20 protein-coding genes and 1 riboswitch are annotated in these 18,715 nt (G+C 69.0%); of the genes, 9 read left to right on the top strand and 11 right to left on the bottom strand.

The features are described from left to right. Nucleotides 1-3: 3 nt before the first annotated feature. A complete protein-coding gene (locus ABQE93_RS12265; RefSeq protein ID WP_448407622.1) occupies nt 4-2,148 on the top strand; it encodes a 3-hydroxyacyl-CoA dehydrogenase NAD-binding domain-containing protein in 2,145 nt (714 codons plus the stop codon). Nucleotides 2,149-2,205: 57 nt separating this feature from the next. Here the strand turns inward: ABQE93_RS12265 and ABQE93_RS12260 are convergent, their stop codons facing one another. Together ABQE93_RS12260 and ABQE93_RS12255 are read right to left on the bottom strand one after the other, a co-directional pair. After that, nucleotides 2,206-2,631 carry a pyridoxamine 5'-phosphate oxidase family protein gene (locus ABQE93_RS12260; protein ID WP_448407623.1) on the bottom strand — a complete coding sequence of 142 codons (426 nt, stop codon included), beginning with the start codon at nt 2,629-2,631 and terminating at the stop codon, nt 2,206-2,208. Between the two features lie 45 nt (nt 2,632-2,676). Then, on the bottom strand, nt 2,677-2,874 hold the full coding sequence (locus tag ABQE93_RS12255; protein WP_448407624.1) for a hypothetical protein: 198 nt from the start codon (nt 2,872-2,874) through the stop codon (nt 2,677-2,679). A 240-nt stretch (nt 2,875-3,114) separates the two neighbouring features. On the opposite strand from ABQE93_RS12255, the gene ABQE93_RS12250 reads away from it, so the two are divergent. Continuing rightward, nucleotides 3,115-4,107, top strand: a complete 993-nt coding sequence (locus tag ABQE93_RS12250; RefSeq protein ID WP_448407625.1) for an LLM class F420-dependent oxidoreductase — start codon at nt 3,115-3,117, stop codon at nt 4,105-4,107. A gap of 4 nt (nt 4,108-4,111) precedes the next feature. On the opposite strand, the gene ABQE93_RS12245 is transcribed toward ABQE93_RS12250, so the two are convergent. Further along, nucleotides 4,112-5,134 (bottom strand): nitronate monooxygenase, encoded by a 1,023-nt coding sequence (locus tag ABQE93_RS12245; protein WP_448407626.1) that lies wholly within the window; start codon nt 5,132-5,134, stop codon nt 4,112-4,114. An 88-nt stretch (nt 5,135-5,222) separates the two neighbouring features. On the opposite strand from ABQE93_RS12245, the gene ABQE93_RS12240 reads away from it, so the two are divergent. Further along, nucleotides 5,223-5,567 (top strand): cupin domain-containing protein, encoded by a 345-nt coding sequence (locus tag ABQE93_RS12240; protein WP_448407627.1) that lies wholly within the window; start codon nt 5,223-5,225, stop codon nt 5,565-5,567. A 10-nt stretch (nt 5,568-5,577) separates the two neighbouring features. On the opposite strand, the gene ABQE93_RS12235 is transcribed toward ABQE93_RS12240, so the two are convergent. Then, on the bottom strand, nt 5,578-7,227 hold the full coding sequence (locus tag ABQE93_RS12235) for a DNA repair helicase XPB (protein WP_448407629.1): 1,650 nt from the start codon (nt 7,225-7,227) through the stop codon (nt 5,578-5,580). Between the two features lie 99 nt (nt 7,228-7,326). Next, nucleotides 7,327-9,576: a helicase-associated domain-containing protein gene (locus tag ABQE93_RS12230; RefSeq protein ID WP_448407631.1), complete on the bottom strand. Its 2,250-nt coding sequence runs from the start codon at nt 9,574-9,576 to the stop codon at nt 7,327-7,329. 65 nt (nt 9,577-9,641) lie between these two features. Here ABQE93_RS12230 and ABQE93_RS12225 point away from each other — a divergent pair, with 65 nt between their 5' ends. The 4 genes from ABQE93_RS12225 (at nt 9,642) to ABQE93_RS12210 (ending at nt 11,240) form a co-directional block, all read left to right on the top strand. Further along, nucleotides 9,642-9,836, top strand: coding sequence for a hypothetical protein (locus ABQE93_RS12225; RefSeq protein ID WP_448407632.1), 195 nt, complete (start codon nt 9,642-9,644; stop codon nt 9,834-9,836). Between the two features lie 80 nt (nt 9,837-9,916). Continuing rightward, the gene (moaC, locus tag ABQE93_RS12220; protein ID WP_448408035.1) at nt 9,917-10,342 is read left to right on the top strand and encodes a cyclic pyranopterin monophosphate synthase MoaC; all 426 of its coding nucleotides are present in this window, start codon (nt 9,917-9,919) and stop codon (nt 10,340-10,342) included. Then, nucleotides 10,339-10,818: a MogA/MoaB family molybdenum cofactor biosynthesis protein gene (locus tag ABQE93_RS12215; RefSeq protein WP_448407634.1), complete on the top strand. Its 480-nt coding sequence runs from the start codon at nt 10,339-10,341 to the stop codon at nt 10,816-10,818. Before moaC ends, ABQE93_RS12215 begins: the two co-directional genes overlap by 4 nt. After that, a complete protein-coding gene (locus ABQE93_RS12210) occupies nt 10,815-11,240 on the top strand; it encodes a molybdenum cofactor biosynthesis protein MoaE (protein ID WP_448407636.1) in 426 nt (141 codons plus the stop codon). Before ABQE93_RS12215 ends, ABQE93_RS12210 begins: the two co-directional genes overlap by 4 nt. A gap of 14 nt (nt 11,241-11,254) precedes the next feature. On the opposite strand, the gene ABQE93_RS12205 is transcribed toward ABQE93_RS12210, so the two are convergent. From ABQE93_RS12205 to ABQE93_RS12190, 4 genes are all read right to left on the bottom strand, one after another. Further along, nucleotides 11,255-12,565, bottom strand: a complete 1,311-nt coding sequence (locus tag ABQE93_RS12205; protein ID WP_448412393.1) for a transglycosylase family protein — start codon at nt 12,563-12,565, stop codon at nt 11,255-11,257. 9 nt (nt 12,566-12,574) lie between these two features. After that, a riboswitch (cyclic di-AMP (ydaO/yuaA leader) is annotated at nt 12,575-12,765 on the bottom strand. Between the two features lie 240 nt (nt 12,766-13,005). Further along, entirely contained in the window at nt 13,006-13,272 is a 267-nt protein-coding gene (locus tag ABQE93_RS12200; protein ID WP_448407639.1) for a MoaD/ThiS family protein, read from the bottom strand. Nucleotides 13,273-13,276: 4 nt separating this feature from the next. Continuing rightward, the gene (gene moaA, locus ABQE93_RS12195) at nt 13,277-14,335 is read right to left on the bottom strand and encodes a GTP 3',8-cyclase MoaA (protein ID WP_448407640.1); all 1,059 of its coding nucleotides are present in this window, start codon (nt 14,333-14,335) and stop codon (nt 13,277-13,279) included. Next, nucleotides 14,332-14,745 (bottom strand): YccF domain-containing protein, encoded by a 414-nt coding sequence (locus tag ABQE93_RS12190; RefSeq protein ID WP_448407641.1) that lies wholly within the window; start codon nt 14,743-14,745, stop codon nt 14,332-14,334. Before ABQE93_RS12190 ends, moaA begins: the two co-directional genes overlap by 4 nt. Nucleotides 14,746-14,942: 197 nt before the next feature. On the opposite strand from ABQE93_RS12190, the gene ABQE93_RS12185 reads away from it, so the two are divergent. Together ABQE93_RS12185 and ABQE93_RS12180 are read left to right on the top strand one after the other, a co-directional pair. Next, nucleotides 14,943-15,353, top strand: coding sequence for a cold-shock protein (locus ABQE93_RS12185; protein ID WP_448393831.1), 411 nt, complete (start codon nt 14,943-14,945; stop codon nt 15,351-15,353). Between the two features lie 119 nt (nt 15,354-15,472). Next, entirely contained in the window at nt 15,473-16,486 is a 1,014-nt protein-coding gene (locus tag ABQE93_RS12180; RefSeq protein WP_448407643.1) for a glutathione S-transferase family protein, read from the top strand. 5 nt (nt 16,487-16,491) lie between these two features. On the opposite strand, the gene ABQE93_RS12175 is transcribed toward ABQE93_RS12180, so the two are convergent. Both ABQE93_RS12175 and ABQE93_RS12170 read right to left on the bottom strand, forming a co-directional pair. Beyond that, the gene (locus tag ABQE93_RS12175; RefSeq protein ID WP_448407645.1) at nt 16,492-16,974 is read right to left on the bottom strand and encodes a DUF2771 domain-containing protein; all 483 of its coding nucleotides are present in this window, start codon (nt 16,972-16,974) and stop codon (nt 16,492-16,494) included. Continuing rightward, nucleotides 16,971-18,641, bottom strand: coding sequence for an MFS transporter (locus ABQE93_RS12170; protein WP_448407646.1), 1,671 nt, complete (start codon nt 18,639-18,641; stop codon nt 16,971-16,973). Before ABQE93_RS12170 ends, ABQE93_RS12175 begins: the two co-directional genes overlap by 4 nt. Between the last annotated feature and the right edge of the window lie 74 nt (nt 18,642-18,715).

Raw genomic sequence — 18,715 nt, 5'->3', positions numbered from 1 at the left:
TACATGGCAGAGAACACGATTCAGTGGGACAAGGACGACGACGGCATCGTCACCCTGACGTTGGACGATCCGACGGGTTCGGCCAACGTGATGAACGAGCACTACAAGGAATCCATGCACAACGCCGTGGAACGCCTTGTCGCCGAAAAAGATTCGATCACCGGCGTCGTCATCACCAGCGCGAAGAAGACCTTCTTCGCAGGCGGTGATCTCAAGGGCATGATGAACGTCGGCCCCGACAACGCCGCCGACGCGTTCGAAGAGGTCGAGTTCATCAAGGCCGACCTGCGCAAGTTGGAGACGCTGGGCAAGCCCGTGGTCGCTGCCATCAACGGCGCCGCGCTCGGCGGTGGCCTGGAGATCGCGCTGGCCTGTCATCACCGCATCGCCGCAGACGTCAAGGGTTTGGTGGTCGGACTGCCCGAGGTGACCCTGGGCCTGCTGCCCGGCGGTGGCGGCGTCGCCCGCACCGTGCGGATGTTCGGCATCCAGAAGGCCTTCATGGAGGTGCTGAGTCAGGGCACCCGGTTCAAGCCGGGCAAGGCCAAAGAAATCGGTTTGATCGACGAATTGGTCGGCAGCGTCGACGATTTGGTACCCGCAGCGAAGGCCTGGATCAAGGCCAATCCGGACGCGCACACCCAGCCGTGGGACGCCAAGGGCTACAAGATGCCCGGCGGCACGCCGAGCAGCCCGGGTCTGGGCAGCGTGCTGCCGTCGTTCCCCGCACTGCTCAAAAAGCAGCTCAAGGGCGCGCCGATGCCGGCGCCGCGGGCGATCCTCAACGCGGCCGTCGAGGGCGCGCAGGTCGACTTCGACACCGCGTCGCGCATCGAGAGCCGCTACTTCACCTCGCTGGTGACCGGGCAGACCGCCAAGAACATGATCCAGGCGTTTTTCCTCGACCTGCAGACCATCAACGGCGGCGGATCGCGCCCCGACGGCATCGACAAGAAGCTGCCTACCAAGATCGGTGTGCTCGGCGCCGGGATGATGGGCGCCGGCATCGCCTACGTGTCGGCCAAGGCCGGCTTCGACGTCGTGCTCAAGGACGTGTCCCTGGAGGCCGCCCAGAAGGGCAAGGGCTACAGCGAAAAGCTGGAGGCCAAGGCGCTCGAGCGGGGCAAGACCACCGAAGAGAAGTCCAAGGCGCTGCTCGACCGCATCACCCCGACCGGGGAGGCCGCCGACCTGAAGGGTGTCGACTTCGTCATCGAGGCCGTCTTCGAGAACCAGGAACTCAAGCACAAGGTGTTCCAGGAGATCGAGGACATCGTCGAGCCCAACGCGCTGCTCGGCTCGAACACCTCCACGCTGCCGATCACCGGTCTGGCCACCGGGGTCAAGCGCCAGGAGGACTTCATCGGCATCCACTTCTTCTCACCGGTGGACAAGATGCCGCTGGTGGAAATCATCAAGGGCGAGAAGACATCTGACGAAGCGCTGGCCCGCGTGTTCGACTACACGCTGGCCATCGGCAAGACACCGATCGTCGTCAACGACAGCCGCGGCTTCTTCACCAGCCGCGTCATCGGCACGTTCGTCAACGAGGCGCTGGCCATGCTCGGCGAAGGTGTCGAGGCGGCCAGCATCGAGGCCGCCGGCTCGCAGGCCGGCTACCCCGCCCCGCCGCTGCAGCTGTCCGACGAGCTCAACCTCGAGCTGATGCAGAAGATCGCGACCGAGACCCGCAAGGGCACCGAGGCCGCCGGCGGCACCTACGAGCCGCACCCGGCCGAGGCCGTCGTCAACAAGATGATCGAGATCGGGCGGCCCAGCCGCCTGAAGGGCGCCGGCTTCTACGAGTACGTCGACGGCAAGCGCACCGGCCTGTGGCCGGGGCTGCGGGAGACGTTCAACTCCGGCAGCGCCGACATTCCGCTGCAGGACATGATCGACCGCATGCTGTTCGCCGAGGCGCTGGAGACCCAGAAGTGCCTCGACGAGGGTGTGCTCACATCCACGGCGGATGCGAACATCGGCTCCATCATGGGTATCGGCTTCCCGCCGTGGACCGGTGGTAGCGCGCAGTTCATCGTCGGCTACGAAGGTCCGGCCGGCGTCGGCAAGGAGGCGTTCGTCGCGCGGGCCAAGGAGCTGGCCGCCCGCTACGGCGACCGGTTCACCCCGCCGGATTCACTGCTGTAGGTCTTGGCGAGCTGGGTCCCGAGCGCGCGGGGGCCCCGCTCGCGTCAAGCGGCGACGTCAGATCGTGCCGAGGTCGGCCGACAACCAATGCTGCGGCGTCAGGAAGATCGCCACGCTCTCACCGTGCTCGCGGCGGGCGAACTCGAGGTAGGCGTCCACCTTGTCGGGTGCAAGATAGCGCTTGGTCATCTCGACCAGCTGGTCGTCGGTCCCTGGCTCGATGCGGCTGACCGGGCCGTCGACCGCGACGTAGCGCACCGTGGGCTCCAGGCGCTGCGCCATGAGCGTGAATTCGCCCTGCGCCTCGATGAGGCGATGTTTGCGCGAGCCGGCACCGGTGATGACCCACGGCTCACCGCCGGGGCTGTACTGATACCAGATCGGCACGGTCAGCGGACCGCGCTTGTCGCCGGCGCCCACCGACAAGGCGGCGATGTGCGGTTCAGCCAGAAACTGCTCGCGTTCTTCCTTGGAAAGGGCCATCCCGCCAGGCTAACCGCGGGTGCCGTCAAGTAAGGCGGATCCGCGTCAGGCCGCCACCCGCGAGAAGAACGCCATGGTGACCAGCCCGATGATGATGGCGACCTGCGTCTGGCCCATCGCCACGGTACTGACGATGCCCGCGGCGGCCGCGATGGCGATCACGACCAGAAGTAGGACATAAAACCAGCGCACACCGACGGTTCCGCTTGCACGTACGGGATGCGTCTCGAACTCCCGGCCCACGATCCTCCTATGTGACGAAGTTCACATGCTTGCTTTCGTGTGACCCACACCATATACCACTGGTCGGCCCGATTGGGCGCAACGGCGGACGCTTCGGAACGCGGCTCCGGCGCACGAGGAGACGAGTCGACGGGGCCGCTAGTGGACGCCACCGCGCTGGCGGGGCGGGTCACGGGAGAGGGTGGCCGGGGGGTGGCCTTCCCCGCCGATGGCGGACGCGGTCGCCTAGAGTCGGATGCCATGCGCTTCGGACTGTTCATCCCGCAGGGCTGGCGACTGGATCTGGTGGATATCCCCACTGAAGAGCACTGGCCCGTGATGCGCGGCCTCGCCCAATACGCCGACGACAGCTCCGGCTGGGACTCGCTGTGGGTCTACGACCACTTCCACACCGTGCCGGTGCCGACCTCCGAAGCCACCCACGAGGCGTGGACGCTGATGGCCGCCTACGCGGCGACGACGTCACGCATCAAGCTGGGTCAGATGTGCACGGCGATGAGCTACCGCAACCCGGCGTACCTGGCGAAGGTCGCTGCCACCACCGACATCATCTCTGGCGGTCGCGTGCAGATGGGCATCGGCGGCGGCTGGTACGAACACGAATGGCGTGCCTATGGATACGGATTTCCCTCCGCGGGTGAACGTCTCGGCCGCCTCGATGAGGGTGTGCAGATCATGCGGGACGCCTGGCGCGACGGCCAGGTCAGCTTCCACGGTAAGCACTACCAGGTCGACGGTGCGATCGTGGCGCCAAAGCCGCTACAGCAGGGCGGTATTCCGTTGTGGATCGCCGGCGGCGGGGAGAAGGTGACGCTGCGGATCGCCGCCAAGTATGCGCAGTACACCAACTTCACCTCCGAACCCGAAGGGTTCGCGCACAAGTCGCAGGTGCTGGCCGAGCATTGCCGCGCGGTGGGCACCGACTACGACGCGATCGTGCGGTCGGCCAACTTCAACGCGGTGATCGGGGAGTCGGAAGCCGACGTCAAGGCGCGGGTCGAGCGGCTTCGCGCCCGGCAGGTCGCCAAGGCCGACGAGGCGGCCGTCGACGCCATGCTGAGCTCGGTCACCGCGCCCGAATCCACCAGTGGCACACCGGAAGAAGTGGTCGAGAAACTCAAGCGCATGCGTGAGCTCGGCTGCGAATACGCGATTCTCTACTTCCCCGAAGCCGCCTACGACCGCACGGGTATCGAGATGTTCGAACGCGAGGTCATCCCGGCGCTGAGCTGATTCATTACGGGGTGAGCTCGGTGAGGATCTGCTGGGTCGACGCGCGCCGCGTACTGCGGTAGCCGGTGCCCGCCCAAAGGTGAAGCAGCTCAGGCTCGCCGGCGGACGCGGCTGCCTTGCGCAACGGGCTGGTCAGGTGATGGATCGCCGGATAACCCAGCGGGGCCTGGGTCTCGTAGGTGTCGATGAAATTGTTGCGCAAGCCGCGGGCTGGCCGCCCGGTGAACGCGCGGGTGACGACCGTTTCGGTGCGGGCCGGATCGGTCAGGGCCCGCTGATGGGTCTGCGACGCCCCGCTTTCGTCGGCCAGCAACAGAGCCGTGCCCACCATCGCCGCCGTCGCCCCGGCACCAACGACACCCGCCACGTCAGCCCGCGTCGACAACCCGCCCGCCGCGACCACCGGAAGGCCTACCGCGCCGGTAACTGCACGTACCAGGTCGGCGACGGCGAGCGTTTCGGTCGCCCGCTGCGGGTCCAGGGTCGCGGAATGACCACCGGCAGCATGTGATTGGACGACGAGCATGTCGACCCCCGCAGCCGCCGCGGCCCGCGCCTCCTCCACCGACGTGACGGTCTGTATCACGACGGTGCCCGCGCGACGCAGATCGCGGACAACGCCGGTATCCGGAATGCCGAACGTGAAGCTCACAAGAGGTACCGGGTCGGCGAGCAAGAGGTCGATTTTGGGGCGGAACCGATCGTCGTCCTCGACCGGCTCGTGAGGCAGCGTGACACCGAGCCGGTCCGCGACAGGGGCCAACGCGTCCGCGTACCGCGTGTAGGCGTCGGCGGCTACCGGAATCGGGTTGGGGGCAAAGAGGTTGACGCCGAACGGGACCGCCGCGGCGCGGACGGTTGATATTTCGGCGGCGACGGCATCTGGGGCCTTGTAACCGGCCGCCACGAACCCGAGGCTGCCCGCACGGGCGGCGCCGACGACCATCGCGGCGGTGGTCGGCCCGCCCGCCATCGGCGCAGCGAGTACAGGGATGGTCAGGCCCAGGCCACTCAGCGGTGTTGTCATAGAATCCCTTCCGCAACGCGTCTGCGCCGAATACTTCCACCAGCGACCCGGCGGGACTTCCGGCAGGCCAAGTGGCAGGATTCAGACCATGGAGAAGATCTCACTCGTCGCCCTCGCTCGCGAGCAGCTCGACAAGGCCCGTGCTACCAAGAGTGGGCGCGCCGCGCACACCGTCTATGGCGGCCATGAGCACACGCTGCGTCAAACGCTGATCGCGCTGACGGCGGGTGTCAGCCTCGACGACCACGAGAGCCCCGGTGAAGCCACGCTGTATGTGGTTCAGGGCCGCGTCAAGGTGACCGATCCGCAGAACCACTGGGAGGGTTCGACGGGCGATCAGATCGTCATCCCGCGCACGCGCCACGGGCTGGATGCCATCGAGGATTCGGTGGTGCTGCTGACCGTCGCCAAAGACGTTGGGCGGCACACCTGATACGGGTGGCTTAGATGGCCGGACCGAGCAGGTCGTCGGCGTCCTTGATGACATACCCGTAGCCTTGCTCGGCGAGGAAGCGTTGCCGGTGCGCGGCGTACTCGGCGTCGAGGCTGTCACGCGACACCACCGAATAGAAGACCGCGCCGCCGCCGTCGGCCTTGGGCCGCAACAGCCGGCCCAGGCGCTGCGCCTCCTCTTGACGCGAACCAAAGGTGCCCGAAACCTGAACCGCCACACTGGCTTCGGGTAGATCGATGGAAAAGTTGGCCACCTTCGACACCACCAGCGTGGTGATCTCACCGCGACGAAACGCGTCGAACAGCGCCTCACGCTCCGCGGTCTTCGTAGAGCCCTGGATCACCGGGGCGTTCAACTCCGCGCCGAGCTCTTCGAGTTGGTCGAGATAGGCGCCGATCACCAGCGTCTGTTCACCCTGGTGTTTGTCCAGGATCGACTTCACCACCGCGATTTTGGTGTGCACCGTCGAGCACAGCTTGTACCGCTCGTCGGGTTCGGCGACCGCGTAGAGCATCCGCTCGTTGTCGGTCATCGTCACGCGGACCTCGATGCACTCGGCCGGCGCGATCCAGCCCTGAGCCTCGATGTCTTTCCACGGCGCGTCGTAGCGCTTCGGCCCGATCAGGCTGAACACGTCGCCTTCCCGACCGTCCTCGCGGATCAACGTCGCGGTCAAGCCCAGCCGGCGCCGGGACTGCAGGTCCGCGGTCATCCGGAACACCGGCGCGGGCAACAGATGCACCTCGTCGTAGATGATCAGCCCCCAGTCGCGGCTGTCGAACAACTCCAGGTGGCGATACTCGCCCTTGGTGCGGCGGGTGATGACCTGGTAGGTGGCGATGGTGACCGGCCGGATCTCCTTGCGCTCGCCGGAGTACTCGCCGATCTCATCTTCGGTGAGCGACGTGCGGTTGATCAGCTCCCGCTTCCACTGCCGGCCTGCGACGGTGTTGGTCACCAGAATCAGCGTGGTGGCGCCGGCCTTGGCCATCGCCGCCGCACCCACCAGCGTCTTACCCGCCCCGCACGGCAGGACCACCACACCGGAGCCGCCCTCCCAGAACGACTCGGTCGCCATCTCCTGGTAGTCCCGCAGGTGCCAACCGTTCTGGGCCAGGCTGATGGGGTGCTTCTCGCCGTCGACGTAGCCGGCCAGGTCCTCGGCCGGCCAGCCGATCTTGAGCAGCATCTGCTTGACACGGCCGCGCTCGCTGTTGTGCACCACGACGGTGTCGTCGTCGATGCGTGCGCCCAGCATCGGGGCGATCTTCTTGTTGCGCAGCACCTCCTCGAGCACTGCGCGGTCCAGGCTGACCAGCGTGAGCCCGTGGGCCGGGTGCTTGACCAGCTGCAGCCGCCCATAGCGGGCCATCGTGTCGACGATGTCGACCAGCAGGGGCTGGGGCACCGCGTAGCGCGAGAAGGTCACGAGCGCGTCGACCACCTGTTCGGCGTCGTGGCCGGCCGCGCGCGCGTTCCACAACGCCAGCGGCGTGATGCGGTAGGTGTGGATGTGTTCGGGCGCGCGTTCCAGCTCGGCGAACGGCGCGATGGCAGCGCGCGCCTCACCCGCCTGGGCGTGGTCGACTTCGAGCAGCACGGTCTTGTCGGACTGCACGATCAAGGGGCCGTCGGTCATTTTGTCCATTATCCAGATACCGCGGACATCACCCCGCGACCGACCGCGTCCGTACCTCGCCACGCCGCAAATGCTGGGCATTTCGCGGTCGCTCACCCGCTACTGAGCGTCGGCCGAAACCACCGAGGTGACCCGGTGAATGGCGAACTCGCGCATCCGGCCGGTGGCGGGGTCGTAGGCGGTCAGCTGGCCGCCGCGGACGTTCACTGGCGCCACCACCCGCTGGGTCGCGACCCCCGCGGGGTCGACGTAGCCGATCACCACCGAGGTCTGGGTATGCGCGGCCTCCTGCAGCTGGGAGATCGCCACGGCGGGGTCCAGCCGCATCGCGCCGGCCGGGGTGGCGGCCACCTTGCGCAACACGGCGACGATCGCGCCCAGCGTCTGGGCGGTGGGTGTCGGCGGACGGTAAGCGCGTCGTCGCCCGCTCGGCGCCGGTACCCGCGCGCCCCTGGCGCGAATGTCGACGATCGCCCCGGTGGAGTCCTCGGCGGCCGGCGCGAACCCCGCGGCCCGCAGCGCGGCGAGCACCTCGGCGATCGGCGCCTGAGATACCGCGACCGTCGGCGCCAGCGACCGCAGTTCCACCGCGTCGGTCGCCGGCGCGGCAACCGCCTGCGCCAGCAGGGCGGCGTCCTCGCACCGCACGAACGAAGCGGCCATACCGACCCGCAGCTGACCGTGCCGACGGGCCACATCGTCGATGAGGTACGTCAGCCCCTGCGGCACAGGGGTTTTGGAGTGATGGGCGAACAGCGAGTGCAGTTCGCTGGCGGTGCGGCCGGTGTCGAGCGCGCGCCGGATCGAGGCTTCGCTGATCCGGTAGACCATCGCCGCCCCCGCCGACTCGACGTCGGCCACCGCCGCCAACTGCTCGGCCAGGTTGCGTTCCAGCGGGCCGGGGACGACGACCGTGAGGTCGGCCTGCAGCAGGAAGTGGTCGATCGGCTTGGGCAGCACCTTGTTCATCGCCTTGACGACGTCGTCGGGAGCGTCGCCGGCCAGCAGTGCCCGCATCGGTGTGGTGATCGCGCCGCGTCCGGTCATGCCGAGCGCGTGCGCTTCGGCCAACAGGTCGTTCACCGGTCCCGGCTGCAGCCGCACCGCCCAGCGTGGCCGGCGCCAGATCATCGCCTGCGACGCCTCCTGCGCCGCGACGCCCGCACCGGCCGGCAGGTCGGCCAGCATCTCGAGAAGCAGCCGTCGATCCAGCGGTGCGGCGGTTGAGTACAACGAATCAGAAAGCGCCGCATAGGGTTTGCCGTCCGGGCCGCGGTTACCGACGAGGCCGGGTCGTCCCGGTAGGTCGAGCCAGGTGGACGCCAGCAGGTGCCACTTGGCCGCCGTCGCCGATTCCACGAACCGGTCGGCGGCCACGGTGGGTGTCCAGTACGGGCCCGCGTCGCCGGGCGGCTCCGGTTCGGGCATCCCGGCGGCGATCAGCCCCGCCGCCGCGGCAACCTCCAGGAGCAGCCCCAGCCGGCCTTCCTCGATGCCGGTGCTCTTCGCCAGCCGCTTGAGGTCGCGCACCCCGAGCCCGCCGCTGCGCAGCTCGGGAACCGGGGCTGCGCTGAGCGTGTCGAGCACCACCTCGACCTCGCGCAGCAGGTCGATCACCGCTCCCGCGGCGACCGCGTCGACGTCGGCTGCGGTGGTGGTCGACACCACCGGGTCCGGCGGGGTCAGCGTGACCGGGCCGGGGACGTCGCCGCGCAGCACCTGGCCGACCAGCCGCGGCAGGATCACCGTCTCGGAGTCCAGCTGGCGCAGCAGCCCGGCCGCCAGCAGCCGCTGCACCGGGCGGTCCGGCGGGGTGCCCGGCGCGGCGTCGCGGGTACGGCCCACCGGTGAGCCCTCCAGCAGTTTGTGCAGCAGCTCGCTCTGCGCCTCGTCCAGCGCGGCCAGCCGGTCGGGCAGGTCGGTGGGGTCGGTGTCTTCGACCGTGGCCTGTCCGGGAAACCAGGGCAAGCCGGCGGCGGCCTCGCCGACCACCCGAACCGCGGCGTCACCCCACACCAGCGCGCGCTCCCGCAGCGCGTCGACGGCGGCGGCGACGGTGTCTTGAGGTGCCCGGTCGCCGAACAGCTCCAGCAGTTTGGTCAGCGGTACGGCCGTGGTGTCGGCGTGCAGCACCAGCAGGCCGTCGAGCACCGCCAACTGCAGGTAGTCGAGGTCATCGGTGGCGGCTTTGACCGACTGGCGGGCCTGCGCGCGGGCGGCCAGGGCGGCGATCGTGCCCGGCGGCGGTTGGGTGAGGTCGGGTCGCACCTCCAGCAGTCGGATGAGCCGCTCGTCGGGAAGGTCGGCCAGCCAGGCGCCCAGCGGAACGACTGGAGGGTTCTCGGACATCGTCGACCAGGGTAAGCCAGCACGTCGGTGTCGCCTCTGGCCACCGCATTTGCCACAATGTGGGCGTGGAAGACAACAAGCGGCAGAAGAAGCAGTACGTCGACCCAGGCTGGCCGGCGGTTGACGGTGAGGACGACCATCCGGTGAGCGAGCTCGCCGCGGACCGCACCGGCGCGCTGTCGCCCTTCGGGGACCTCGCGTTCCCGCTCCCCTCAGAGGACCTGCCGTACCTACACCCGGTCACCGTCGTCAACAGATAACGGTGTCCAACGGCGCTGAGGGTGATCTGTCCGGCTCGGCCGGGCGCCTGTCCCACGTCGACGAATCGGGCGCGGCCCACATGGTGGACGTGACCGCCAAGGACGCCACCAAGCGCACCGCCGTCGCGGCGGGCACCCTGGTCACCAGGGCCGACGTCATCGCGTTGATCGCATCGGGTGGCCTGCCCAAAGGTGACGCGCTGGCCACCGCGCGCATCGCAGGGATCCAGGCCGCCAAACGCACCAGTGACCTCATTCCCCTCTGCCACCAGCTGGCCCTCACCGGCGTCGACGTCGACTTCGAGGTCGGCGACGCCGAGGTGGCCATCACGGCGACCGTGCGCAGCACCGACCGCACCGGCGTCGAAATGGAGGCGTTGACCGCGGTCAGCCTTTCCGCGCTGACGCTCTACGACATGATCAAGGCCGTCGACCCCGCTGCCCGCATCGAGAACGTGCGGGTGCTGCGCAAGGAAGGCGGCAAGACGGGGACGTGGACCCGGTGAGGAGATCCGGGCGGGTCGTCATCGCGTCGACACGGGCGGCCACCGGCGTCTACGAAGACCGCGCCGGGCCCATCGTCGTCGACTGGCTCACTCAACGCGGCATCGAGACCCCGGCTCCGGTGGTGGTCGCCGACGGGCCGGGGGTCGCCGAGGCGCTGCTCGGCGCGGTCGACGACGGCGTCGACGTGGTGATCACGTCCGGCGGCACCGGCGTCTCACCCACCGACCGCACCGCGGACGCCACCGCCGACATCGTCGACTACCAGATCCCCGGGCTGGCCGACGCGATCCGGCGTTCCGGACTGCCGAAGGTGCCGACGGCGATTCTGTCGCGCGGCGTGTGCGGCGTGCGGGGCCGCACCTTGGTCGTGAACCTGCCGGGCTCGCCCGGCGGGGTGAAGGACGGGCTCGGCGTGCTCGACGACGTTCTCGAGCACGCCCTGGACCAACTGGCGGGCGGAGACCATCCACGATGACCGAGGTACTGCGCGCGGATGTGAGCGAGCATGTGATCGAGCTGGCCGAGCACGAGGCGCTGGTGGCCCACGAGGCGGCCGGCGCGGTCGTCGGGTTCGCCGGCGTGGTGCGAGACCACGACGGCGGACGCACGGTGACGCGGTTGGAGTACTCCGCGCACCCGACCGCGGCGCAGACCATAGCCGAGGTGGCCGCCGAGATCGCCGCGGACTGTTCTGGGGTGCGGGCGATCGCGGTCAGCCATCGCATCGGCGCGCTGCGGATCGGCGATGCGGCGTTGGTCGCCGCTGTTTCAGCCGACCACCGCGCGGCGGCGTTCGAGACGTGCGCACGGCTCGTCGACACCGTCAAGGAACGACTGCCGGTCTGGAAGCACCAGTTCTTCGCCGACGGCTCCGAGGAGTGGGTCGGCTCGGCGTAACGCCTGCTGTCCGGTCAGGCCGGAGGCAGCGGCGCCGCCGGGTCAACCGGAAGGTTGGGCGCCGGACCACCCGGGTTGTCCGGAGTGGTCAGCGGACGCTGCGTCAGCGCCAGCAGCGCATCGGTGCCGCTGATCTCCTGGGTCTGGATCGCGTGCCAGATCTCCTTGAGGTAGCCGACATTCGGGCTCTTCGTCGGAGCCTGGGAGCGATCGGTCGTCGTGCCGGGCGGCAGGTTCTGCGGGCTCGCCAGATGCGGCACACCCTCCGGCGGCAACGGAATCTCGCCGCTGACCACCTGGTTGGCCGCGTTCATCGCGGGCATGGGGATGTCCACAGCGTTCAGCGCAGCCGCCGGGTCGACCGGAGCCGGCGCGGGCGGCGCCGGGGGAGCCGGTTGCAGCGGTGCGCCGGCGTTCAGCGACCACAGCTGCGGCTGCTCGCCAGGAACCACGCCCTCGACCGCGACATCCCAGTCCCCGACGGACTGCGTGACGGTCTCCTCGATCGGCGGGGCCGGCGTCAGGGGTGGCGGTGGTGCGAACGGGTCGACGGGCGGCGGCGGGGCTTCGGGCAGTGGTGCCGCGAGTGCGTCGACGGGGGCCGGCGCGGGTGGGGCCGGAGGCGCCGGAGGTGGCGGCGGCGGGGCTTCGGGCAGTGGTGCCGCGAGTGCGTCGACGGGGGCCGGCGCGGGTGGGGCCGGGGGCGCCGGAGGTGGCGGCGGCAATGGAGCCTCGGGCAGCGGCGCGGAAAGCATGTCGACCTGAGCCGGAGCAGGCGGGGCCGGAGGTGGCAGCGGCGGCGGCGGAGGTGGCGGGGCTTCGGGCAGCGGCGCGGCGAGCGCGTCGACCGGCGGCGGCGGAGGCGGAGCGAACGGATCGAGCGGCGGCGGAGGCGGCAGCACGCCGTTTACGGCCGGGGCGTCGAGCGGCTGTGGCTCATCGACGACATTGCGCGGGGTGTGCCCGGAAAGCGGACCACCACACGACGGCCAGGCGCCCTTGCCCTGGCTTGCCAGCACGCGCTCGGCGACCGCGATCTGCTCTTCCTTGGTGGCCAGATGCGCGGCGGGCGCGAACTCACTGCCGCCGTGTCCGCTCCACGTGCTCGGCGCGAACTGCAACCCGCCTTGATACCCGTTGCCGGTGTTGATCGCCCAGTTGCCGCCGGATTCACACTTGGCGACCTGATCCCATTCGTGGTCGGTGGCGGCGTGTGCGGTCCCGGCCAACACAATGCTTCCGCCGCCGATGACAGCGCCAGTGAAGGCGAACTTGGCGACGTTTACGGCCGATGTAGTGGGCTTCTTACGGTGTCGTCCACTCATGCGTGCGCTAGGTCCTCTCGTCGGCGCCTGCGAGGTCAGCTGTCGGGTTCGGGCTGGAGAGGTCGCCCGGCCGTCATCGTCGGCGACGATGTCGGCTTCACCCCAAGGAATACAAAGACTCCAGGTCCGCTAGCTTTTCGGCGGACCGGTTGGGTCCCCCGCCTCCATCCAAGTTGTTTCTGGTGGGGCCGTGCGTCAGCGGATGGAGCTCGGCGCGGCTGGGCACGGCGGGCCGATCGATTAGAGGTCGACGGCTTGGCAGAACCGTATCGGCTCTCCGGGGACCCGTCATCTTTTGCAGGTAACGGCGTTTCCGCGCGTGGCAAACTCTAAAAGAGCTCTAAAGGCCCAGCAAAATAACGCGTTTTCGCAGGACTGTCCGGCGATACATCGCGCTGTAGCCAGCCCGTGACCATTTCGTTATGTGATGCAAATCACGGTTAACCGCCGGCAAAGGGCGGCAGGACATCAATGGTTTGGCCGTCGCGCAACACCGTGGCGGTGTCCCGCACGGCGATGCTGTCGCACAGAAAAGTGCAGCGCATCAGGACTTTCGCCAGCTTCGCGTCCCGAGCGCTGAGCTGATCGACCAGATCGGCCACCGTCGTACCCGGTTCGATCCGAATCGTCTCCGCATCGTTACCTGCGGCCGCCCGCGCGGCGGCGAAATAGCGGACGGTCACCTGCACCGTCGTGGTCGACGTCATCGGGCTATCCGCCGATCGCGCTCATCGGCCGGTCCGGCTGGACGAACCCGGGGTCGTTGATGCCGTGGCCGGCGGCCTTGGTCCACATCGCGGCCCGCCACGCGGCCTCCAGCGCATCGTCGTCGGCGTCGGTGCGGATCAGCCGGCGCAGGTCGCTTTCTTCGCGCGCGAACAGGCAGTTGCGCACCTGGCCGTCGGCGGTGAGCCGGGTGCGGTCGCAGGCCGAACAGAACGCATGCGACACCGAGGCGATGACACCGACCTTGCCGGCCAGACCGGACTCGTCGCTGACCTGCCACAGTTCGGCGGGCGCTGATCCGCGCGGCGCGGTGTCGGGGGTCAGCTGGAAATGCTGACCGAGCGTGTCCAGCACTTCGTCGGCGCTGATGGTCCGGTTGCGCTGCCATGCGTGGCCGGCGTCCAGCGGCATCTGCTCGATGATGCGCAGCTGGTAGCCGTGCTCGAGGCAATAGCGCAGCAGCGCGACGGCGTCGTCGAGGCCGGTTTCCGGGTCGAGCACCGCGTTGACCTTGACCGGGTCGAGCCCCGCGGCCTTGGCGGCCGCCAGGCCGGCCAGCACGTCGCGCAGCCGGTCGCGCCGGGTGATCCGGGCAAAGCGCGCGGCGTCGAGGGTGTCCAGCGACACGTTGATCCGGTCCAGCCCGGCCTGCACCAACTTCGCCGCCCGCTTGGCGAGCCCAATTCCGTTCGTGGTCAACGTGATCTCCGGGCGCGGCCGCAGCGCAGCCGTCGCGGCGACGACATCCTCGAGACGTCGCGACACCAGCGGCTCACCGCCGGTGAAGCGCACGCTGGTGATGCCCAACCGGGTGACGGCGATGCGCAGCAGCCGGATCAGCTCGTCGTGGCGCAGCAGCGCGTCATCGGCCAGCCAGTCCATCCCCTCGGCGGGCATGCAGTAGGTACAGCGCAAGTTGCACCTGTCGGTCAGCGACACCCGCAGGTCGGTGGCGACCCGGCCGAAGGTGTCGATCAACGGACCGGACGTGGGGGCGGGCCGAATCGGACCCAGCGACGGCACACCGAGGTCGACGAGGGTCATGCGGCGGCTCGCGTTGAGTTGAAGGCCGGACCCACCTGGTCCACGGGCACGATTTCTTTACCGAGCGGCACCAGCGACACCGGGATCATCTTGAGGTTGGCCAGTGCCAGCGGGATACCGATGATCGTGACGGCCATCGCGACCGCGCTGACGACGTGGCCGATGGCCAACCAGATTCCGCACAACAACACCCAGATGACGTTGCCGATCAGCGCGCCGGGACGGGTGCCCGGTTTTTCCACGATCGTGCGGCCGAACGGCCACAGCGCGTAGGAGGCGATGCGCAGCGCGGCGAACCCGAACGGGATCGTGATGATCAGGACGAAGCAGATGAGGGCGGCCAGCAGGTAACCCAGAGCCAGCCACAGACCACCGAAGATCAACCAAATGACGTTCAGGATCAGGCGCATTCTCACCTCCAGCGGTCGTTTCAGCCTACCCAGTGCGGCGTGCGGTCGCCGTCGATAGGGGCGGGTCGCTGTCGGACGATCCTGGGTAATCAGGATGCTGGCGTCCGTGGTGGCCGAGTAGGATCAGCCCATCGCGTCCCGGCGCAAGCGGGACGCGTTCGTCATGTGAGAGCTTCCAAAGACAGTAGGTGAGACCAGTGCCGACCGGCCGGGTGAAGTGGTACGACGCCGAGAAGGGTTTCGGGTTCTTGTCGCAAGAGGACGGCGAGGACGTGTATGTCCGCTCCTCGGCGTTGCCCGCGGGCGTCGAAACCCTCAAGGCCGGCCAGCGCGTGGAGTTCGGCATCGCCTCCGGGCGTCGCGGGCCGCAGGCGCTGAGCGTGACGGTCCTCGACCCGCCGCCCAGCCTGACCCGTACCCGCCGCGAGGCCGCCGCCGCCGAGCGCAAGCACAGCCCCGACGAACTGCACGGGATGATCGAGGACATGATCACGCTGCTGGAAAGCGCCGTGCAGCCGGACCTTCGCAAGGGTCGCTACCCGGACCGCAAGACCGCGCGGCGGGTGTCCGAGGTGGTGCGCGCCGTCGCGCGGGAACTGGACGCCTGAGCCTTTCCGCCGAAACTGGCGCATCGCCGCGGGGCATTAGGACGCACGCGCCGTCCACGGTTCCCCAATGCTGAACTGATCCTGCTTACGGTGGCGACAGTTGGGGTAGAACCAAGGGCGTGAGCTATGTCGCCGACAAGGCCAAGTCCGCTGGCGAGTTCAACCGCGACACCGCCTACATCACGACCCGCATCACGGCCGACGGCCGCGACGGGTACCCGGTGGAGCCGGGTCGCTACCGGCTGATCGTGGCGCGGGCCTGCCCGTGGGCCAACCGCACCATCATCGTCCGCAGGCTGCTGGGCCTGGAAGACGCGCTGTCCATTGGTTTCTGCGGGCCCACCCACGACGAACGCAGCTGGACCTTCGACCTCGACCCCGGCGGGGTGGACCCGGTGCTTAAAATCCCGCGCCTGCAGGAGGCGTATTTCAAGAGGTTTCCCGACTACCCGAAGGGCATCACGGTGCCCGCGATCGTCGACGTGCCCAGCGGCGAGGTGGTCACCAATGATTTCCCGCAGATGACGCTGGACTTCTCCACCGAGTGGACCAAGTACCACCGTGACGGCGCGCCCCAGCTGTATCCCGAGCCGTTGCGCGACGAGATCGACGAGGTCGCCCAGCGCATCTACACCGAGATCAACAACGGCGTGTACCGCTGCGGGTTCGCCGGTTCGCAGCAGGCTTACGACAAGGCCTATGACCGGTTGTTCACCGCGCTCGACTGGCTCGAGGACCGGCTGGCCGATCAGCGGTATCTGGTCGGCGACACCATCACCGAGGCCGACGTGCGGCTGTTCACCACGCTGGCCCGCTTCGACCCGGTGTATCACGGACACTTCAAGTGCAACCGGCAGAAGCTCTCGGAGCTGCCGGTGCTGTGGGCGTACACGCGCGACCTATTTCAGACGCCCGGTTTCGGCGACACCATCGACTTCGTGCAGATCAAGCAGCACTACTACATCGTGCACACGGACATCAACCCGACACAGATCGTGCCGAAAGGCCCGGACCTGTCGAATTGGCTCACCCCGCACGGCCGGGAAGCGTTGGGCGGCAGGCCGTTCGGCGACGGCACACCGCCGGGCCCGCCGGTGGAGGGTGAGCGGGTGCTGCCGGGTCACGGCGCCTGACGCCGCTACGGCCAGATCGTGCGCACCGACCACTCGGCGTGCGGCACTGGGAACTCGTTGCCGTCTTCGTCGCGCACCAGCGTGGGGAGTTGGACGGCGAAGCCGAACAGCCTGCCGCGGTGCGCGTCGACGGTGGGGATGGTGACCGCGTTGCTGGCGCCGGGCCGGAACTCCTCGACGACGTCGTCACCTTCATAGGTGCGGACCAGTACCCACGGCGCGCGGGAGATGGCCGGCGGCAACGACAGTTGCACGGCGTGCCCGGCGTCGACGTGGAGTTCACCTGCGGCGCGCGGGGTTTCGCAATCGGTCGGGTCGAGCACCCGGCAGTACCGATACGGGCCCACCCTGGCGAGTTGGCCGTCGGTGTATGCGCTGATCTGGGGATGTCGGGGCGGCGGGTCCTGGGTCAGCCGCCAGATCAGCACCCCGGTGCCGATCGAGGCGAGGAGCGCCACGGCCGCCAGGGAGGCGACGACGCGTTTCACCGACGCTTCACCGCCTCGGGATCGACCCGCCCGCCTTCCTGCTCGGCGAGCACAGGGCGGTTGCCGCCCAAGCCCGGGATCAACGAGTCGCCGCGGTAGCTGACCACCGTCTGGGCCAGGCCGAGAATCAGCAACGCGGTGATCGCGGTGAAGCCGGCCCACAGTTCGGTGTAGATCAGCACGCCGATGGCTCCGCCGGCGACCCAGGCCAACTGCAGCAAGGACTCCGAGCGCCCGAACGCCGACGCGCGCGACCGCTCGGGCAGGTCGTCTTGCAGTGAGGCGTCCAGAGAGGCCTTGGCGATCGCGCTGGCCCCGGAGGTGATCAGCGTCGCGAGCGCGGCCACCAACAGGTCGCCGCTGACCGCGGTGAGCAGCGCGCCGACGGTGACCGCGGTCGCGCAGCGCACCACCAACTGCGCTGGGTGGCCGAGTTGGAGCCGCGCGGCGATGAAGTTGCCCGCGAAGTTGCCGACCGCCGCGGCCGCCCCGATCAGGCCGAGAATCTTAAGCTGTTCCCACCCGCTGGCGTCGTGCGACTTGGCCACGAACGCCGGATACAGGAACAGGAACCCGACCATCACCTTGACCGTGCAGTTACCCCACAGCGCGGTGATCGTGTTGCGGCCCAACGGTTGCCGTGCCACACCACGGGCTGGCTGCTGCTCGGGTCCGCGGCGCAGGTCATCGTCGCCGCCGTGGTAGCTCAGCGTCGCGGGCACCTCGCCCGCGGTCACCTCGACCCACTTCGGTATCCGCATCGCCAGCACCGCACCGGCCACCGTCGCCGCGACCACGACGTACAGCGCGCCGGGCACCTCGAACAGGTTAAACAGATATTCGGCGCCCGCGGCGATCGCGCCGCCGGCCATGGTTCCACCGAGCAGGCCGAAGATGGTCAGCCGCGAGTTCACCCGGACCAGGTCGATCGTCGGGGGCAGCACCCGGGGTGCGACGGCGCCGCGCAGCACGCTGAATGACTTGGACAGCACCATCATGCCCAGCGCGCACGGGTAGAGCACCCAGGACGGGAAGCTGCCCGTTGCGCCGTCGTAGTTCGCGATCAGCAGCACGGCCAGCACGGTGCGCAGCAGAAACGACATCGCCAGCGCGATCCGGCGCCCGTGTTGCAACCGGTCGAGCGCCGGGCCGATCAGCGGTGCGATGACCGCGAACGGCGCGATCGTGATCAGAAGGTAGAGCGCGACCTTGCTCTTGCTCTCGGCGGTGGCCGCGGCGAAGAACAGGGTGTTGGCCAACGCGACGGCCATCGCGGCGTCGACGGCGAAGTTCGCGACCACCGGCCAGGTCAGCGCGGTCAGTCCGGATTTGTCGGCGCCGTCGGCCGTGGCGGCGCGGTGCACCAGGCCGTACATCTTGGAGCCGACCTCGCGGCTGCGCTGCGCGGCGGCCCGCGTCACCGTGACCTTCTCGCCGCCCGCGGTACCCGCGCCCGGCGGGGTCGAGTAGCGGTACTGGCGCGCCGATTCGTCCAGCGGCGGCAGCCACCGGTTGGCGCTGGGGGCGCCCCCAGGGTCGCGCCGTGGCCGGCGGTAGCCACCGTCGCTGGGGTAATTGGCCATGCCCGGGTGTTCGTCGGCGTCCCCGTCGGACTGCGCGGGCGGACGCGGCGGGTAATAACGAGGATCACGCCGCGGTCCGGTCACGAAGTCGATTCTCCACCATCGGTGCGACAGCGGGCGGGTAGCCGACCGGTGTGGCTAGTGGTGCGCCGGTCGGG

This window comes from Mycolicibacterium sp. XJ662 (genome assembly GCF_053484035.1).
The sequence above is the reverse complement of the archived record's forward strand: the minus strand, read 5'-3'. Positions and strand labels throughout refer to the sequence as shown.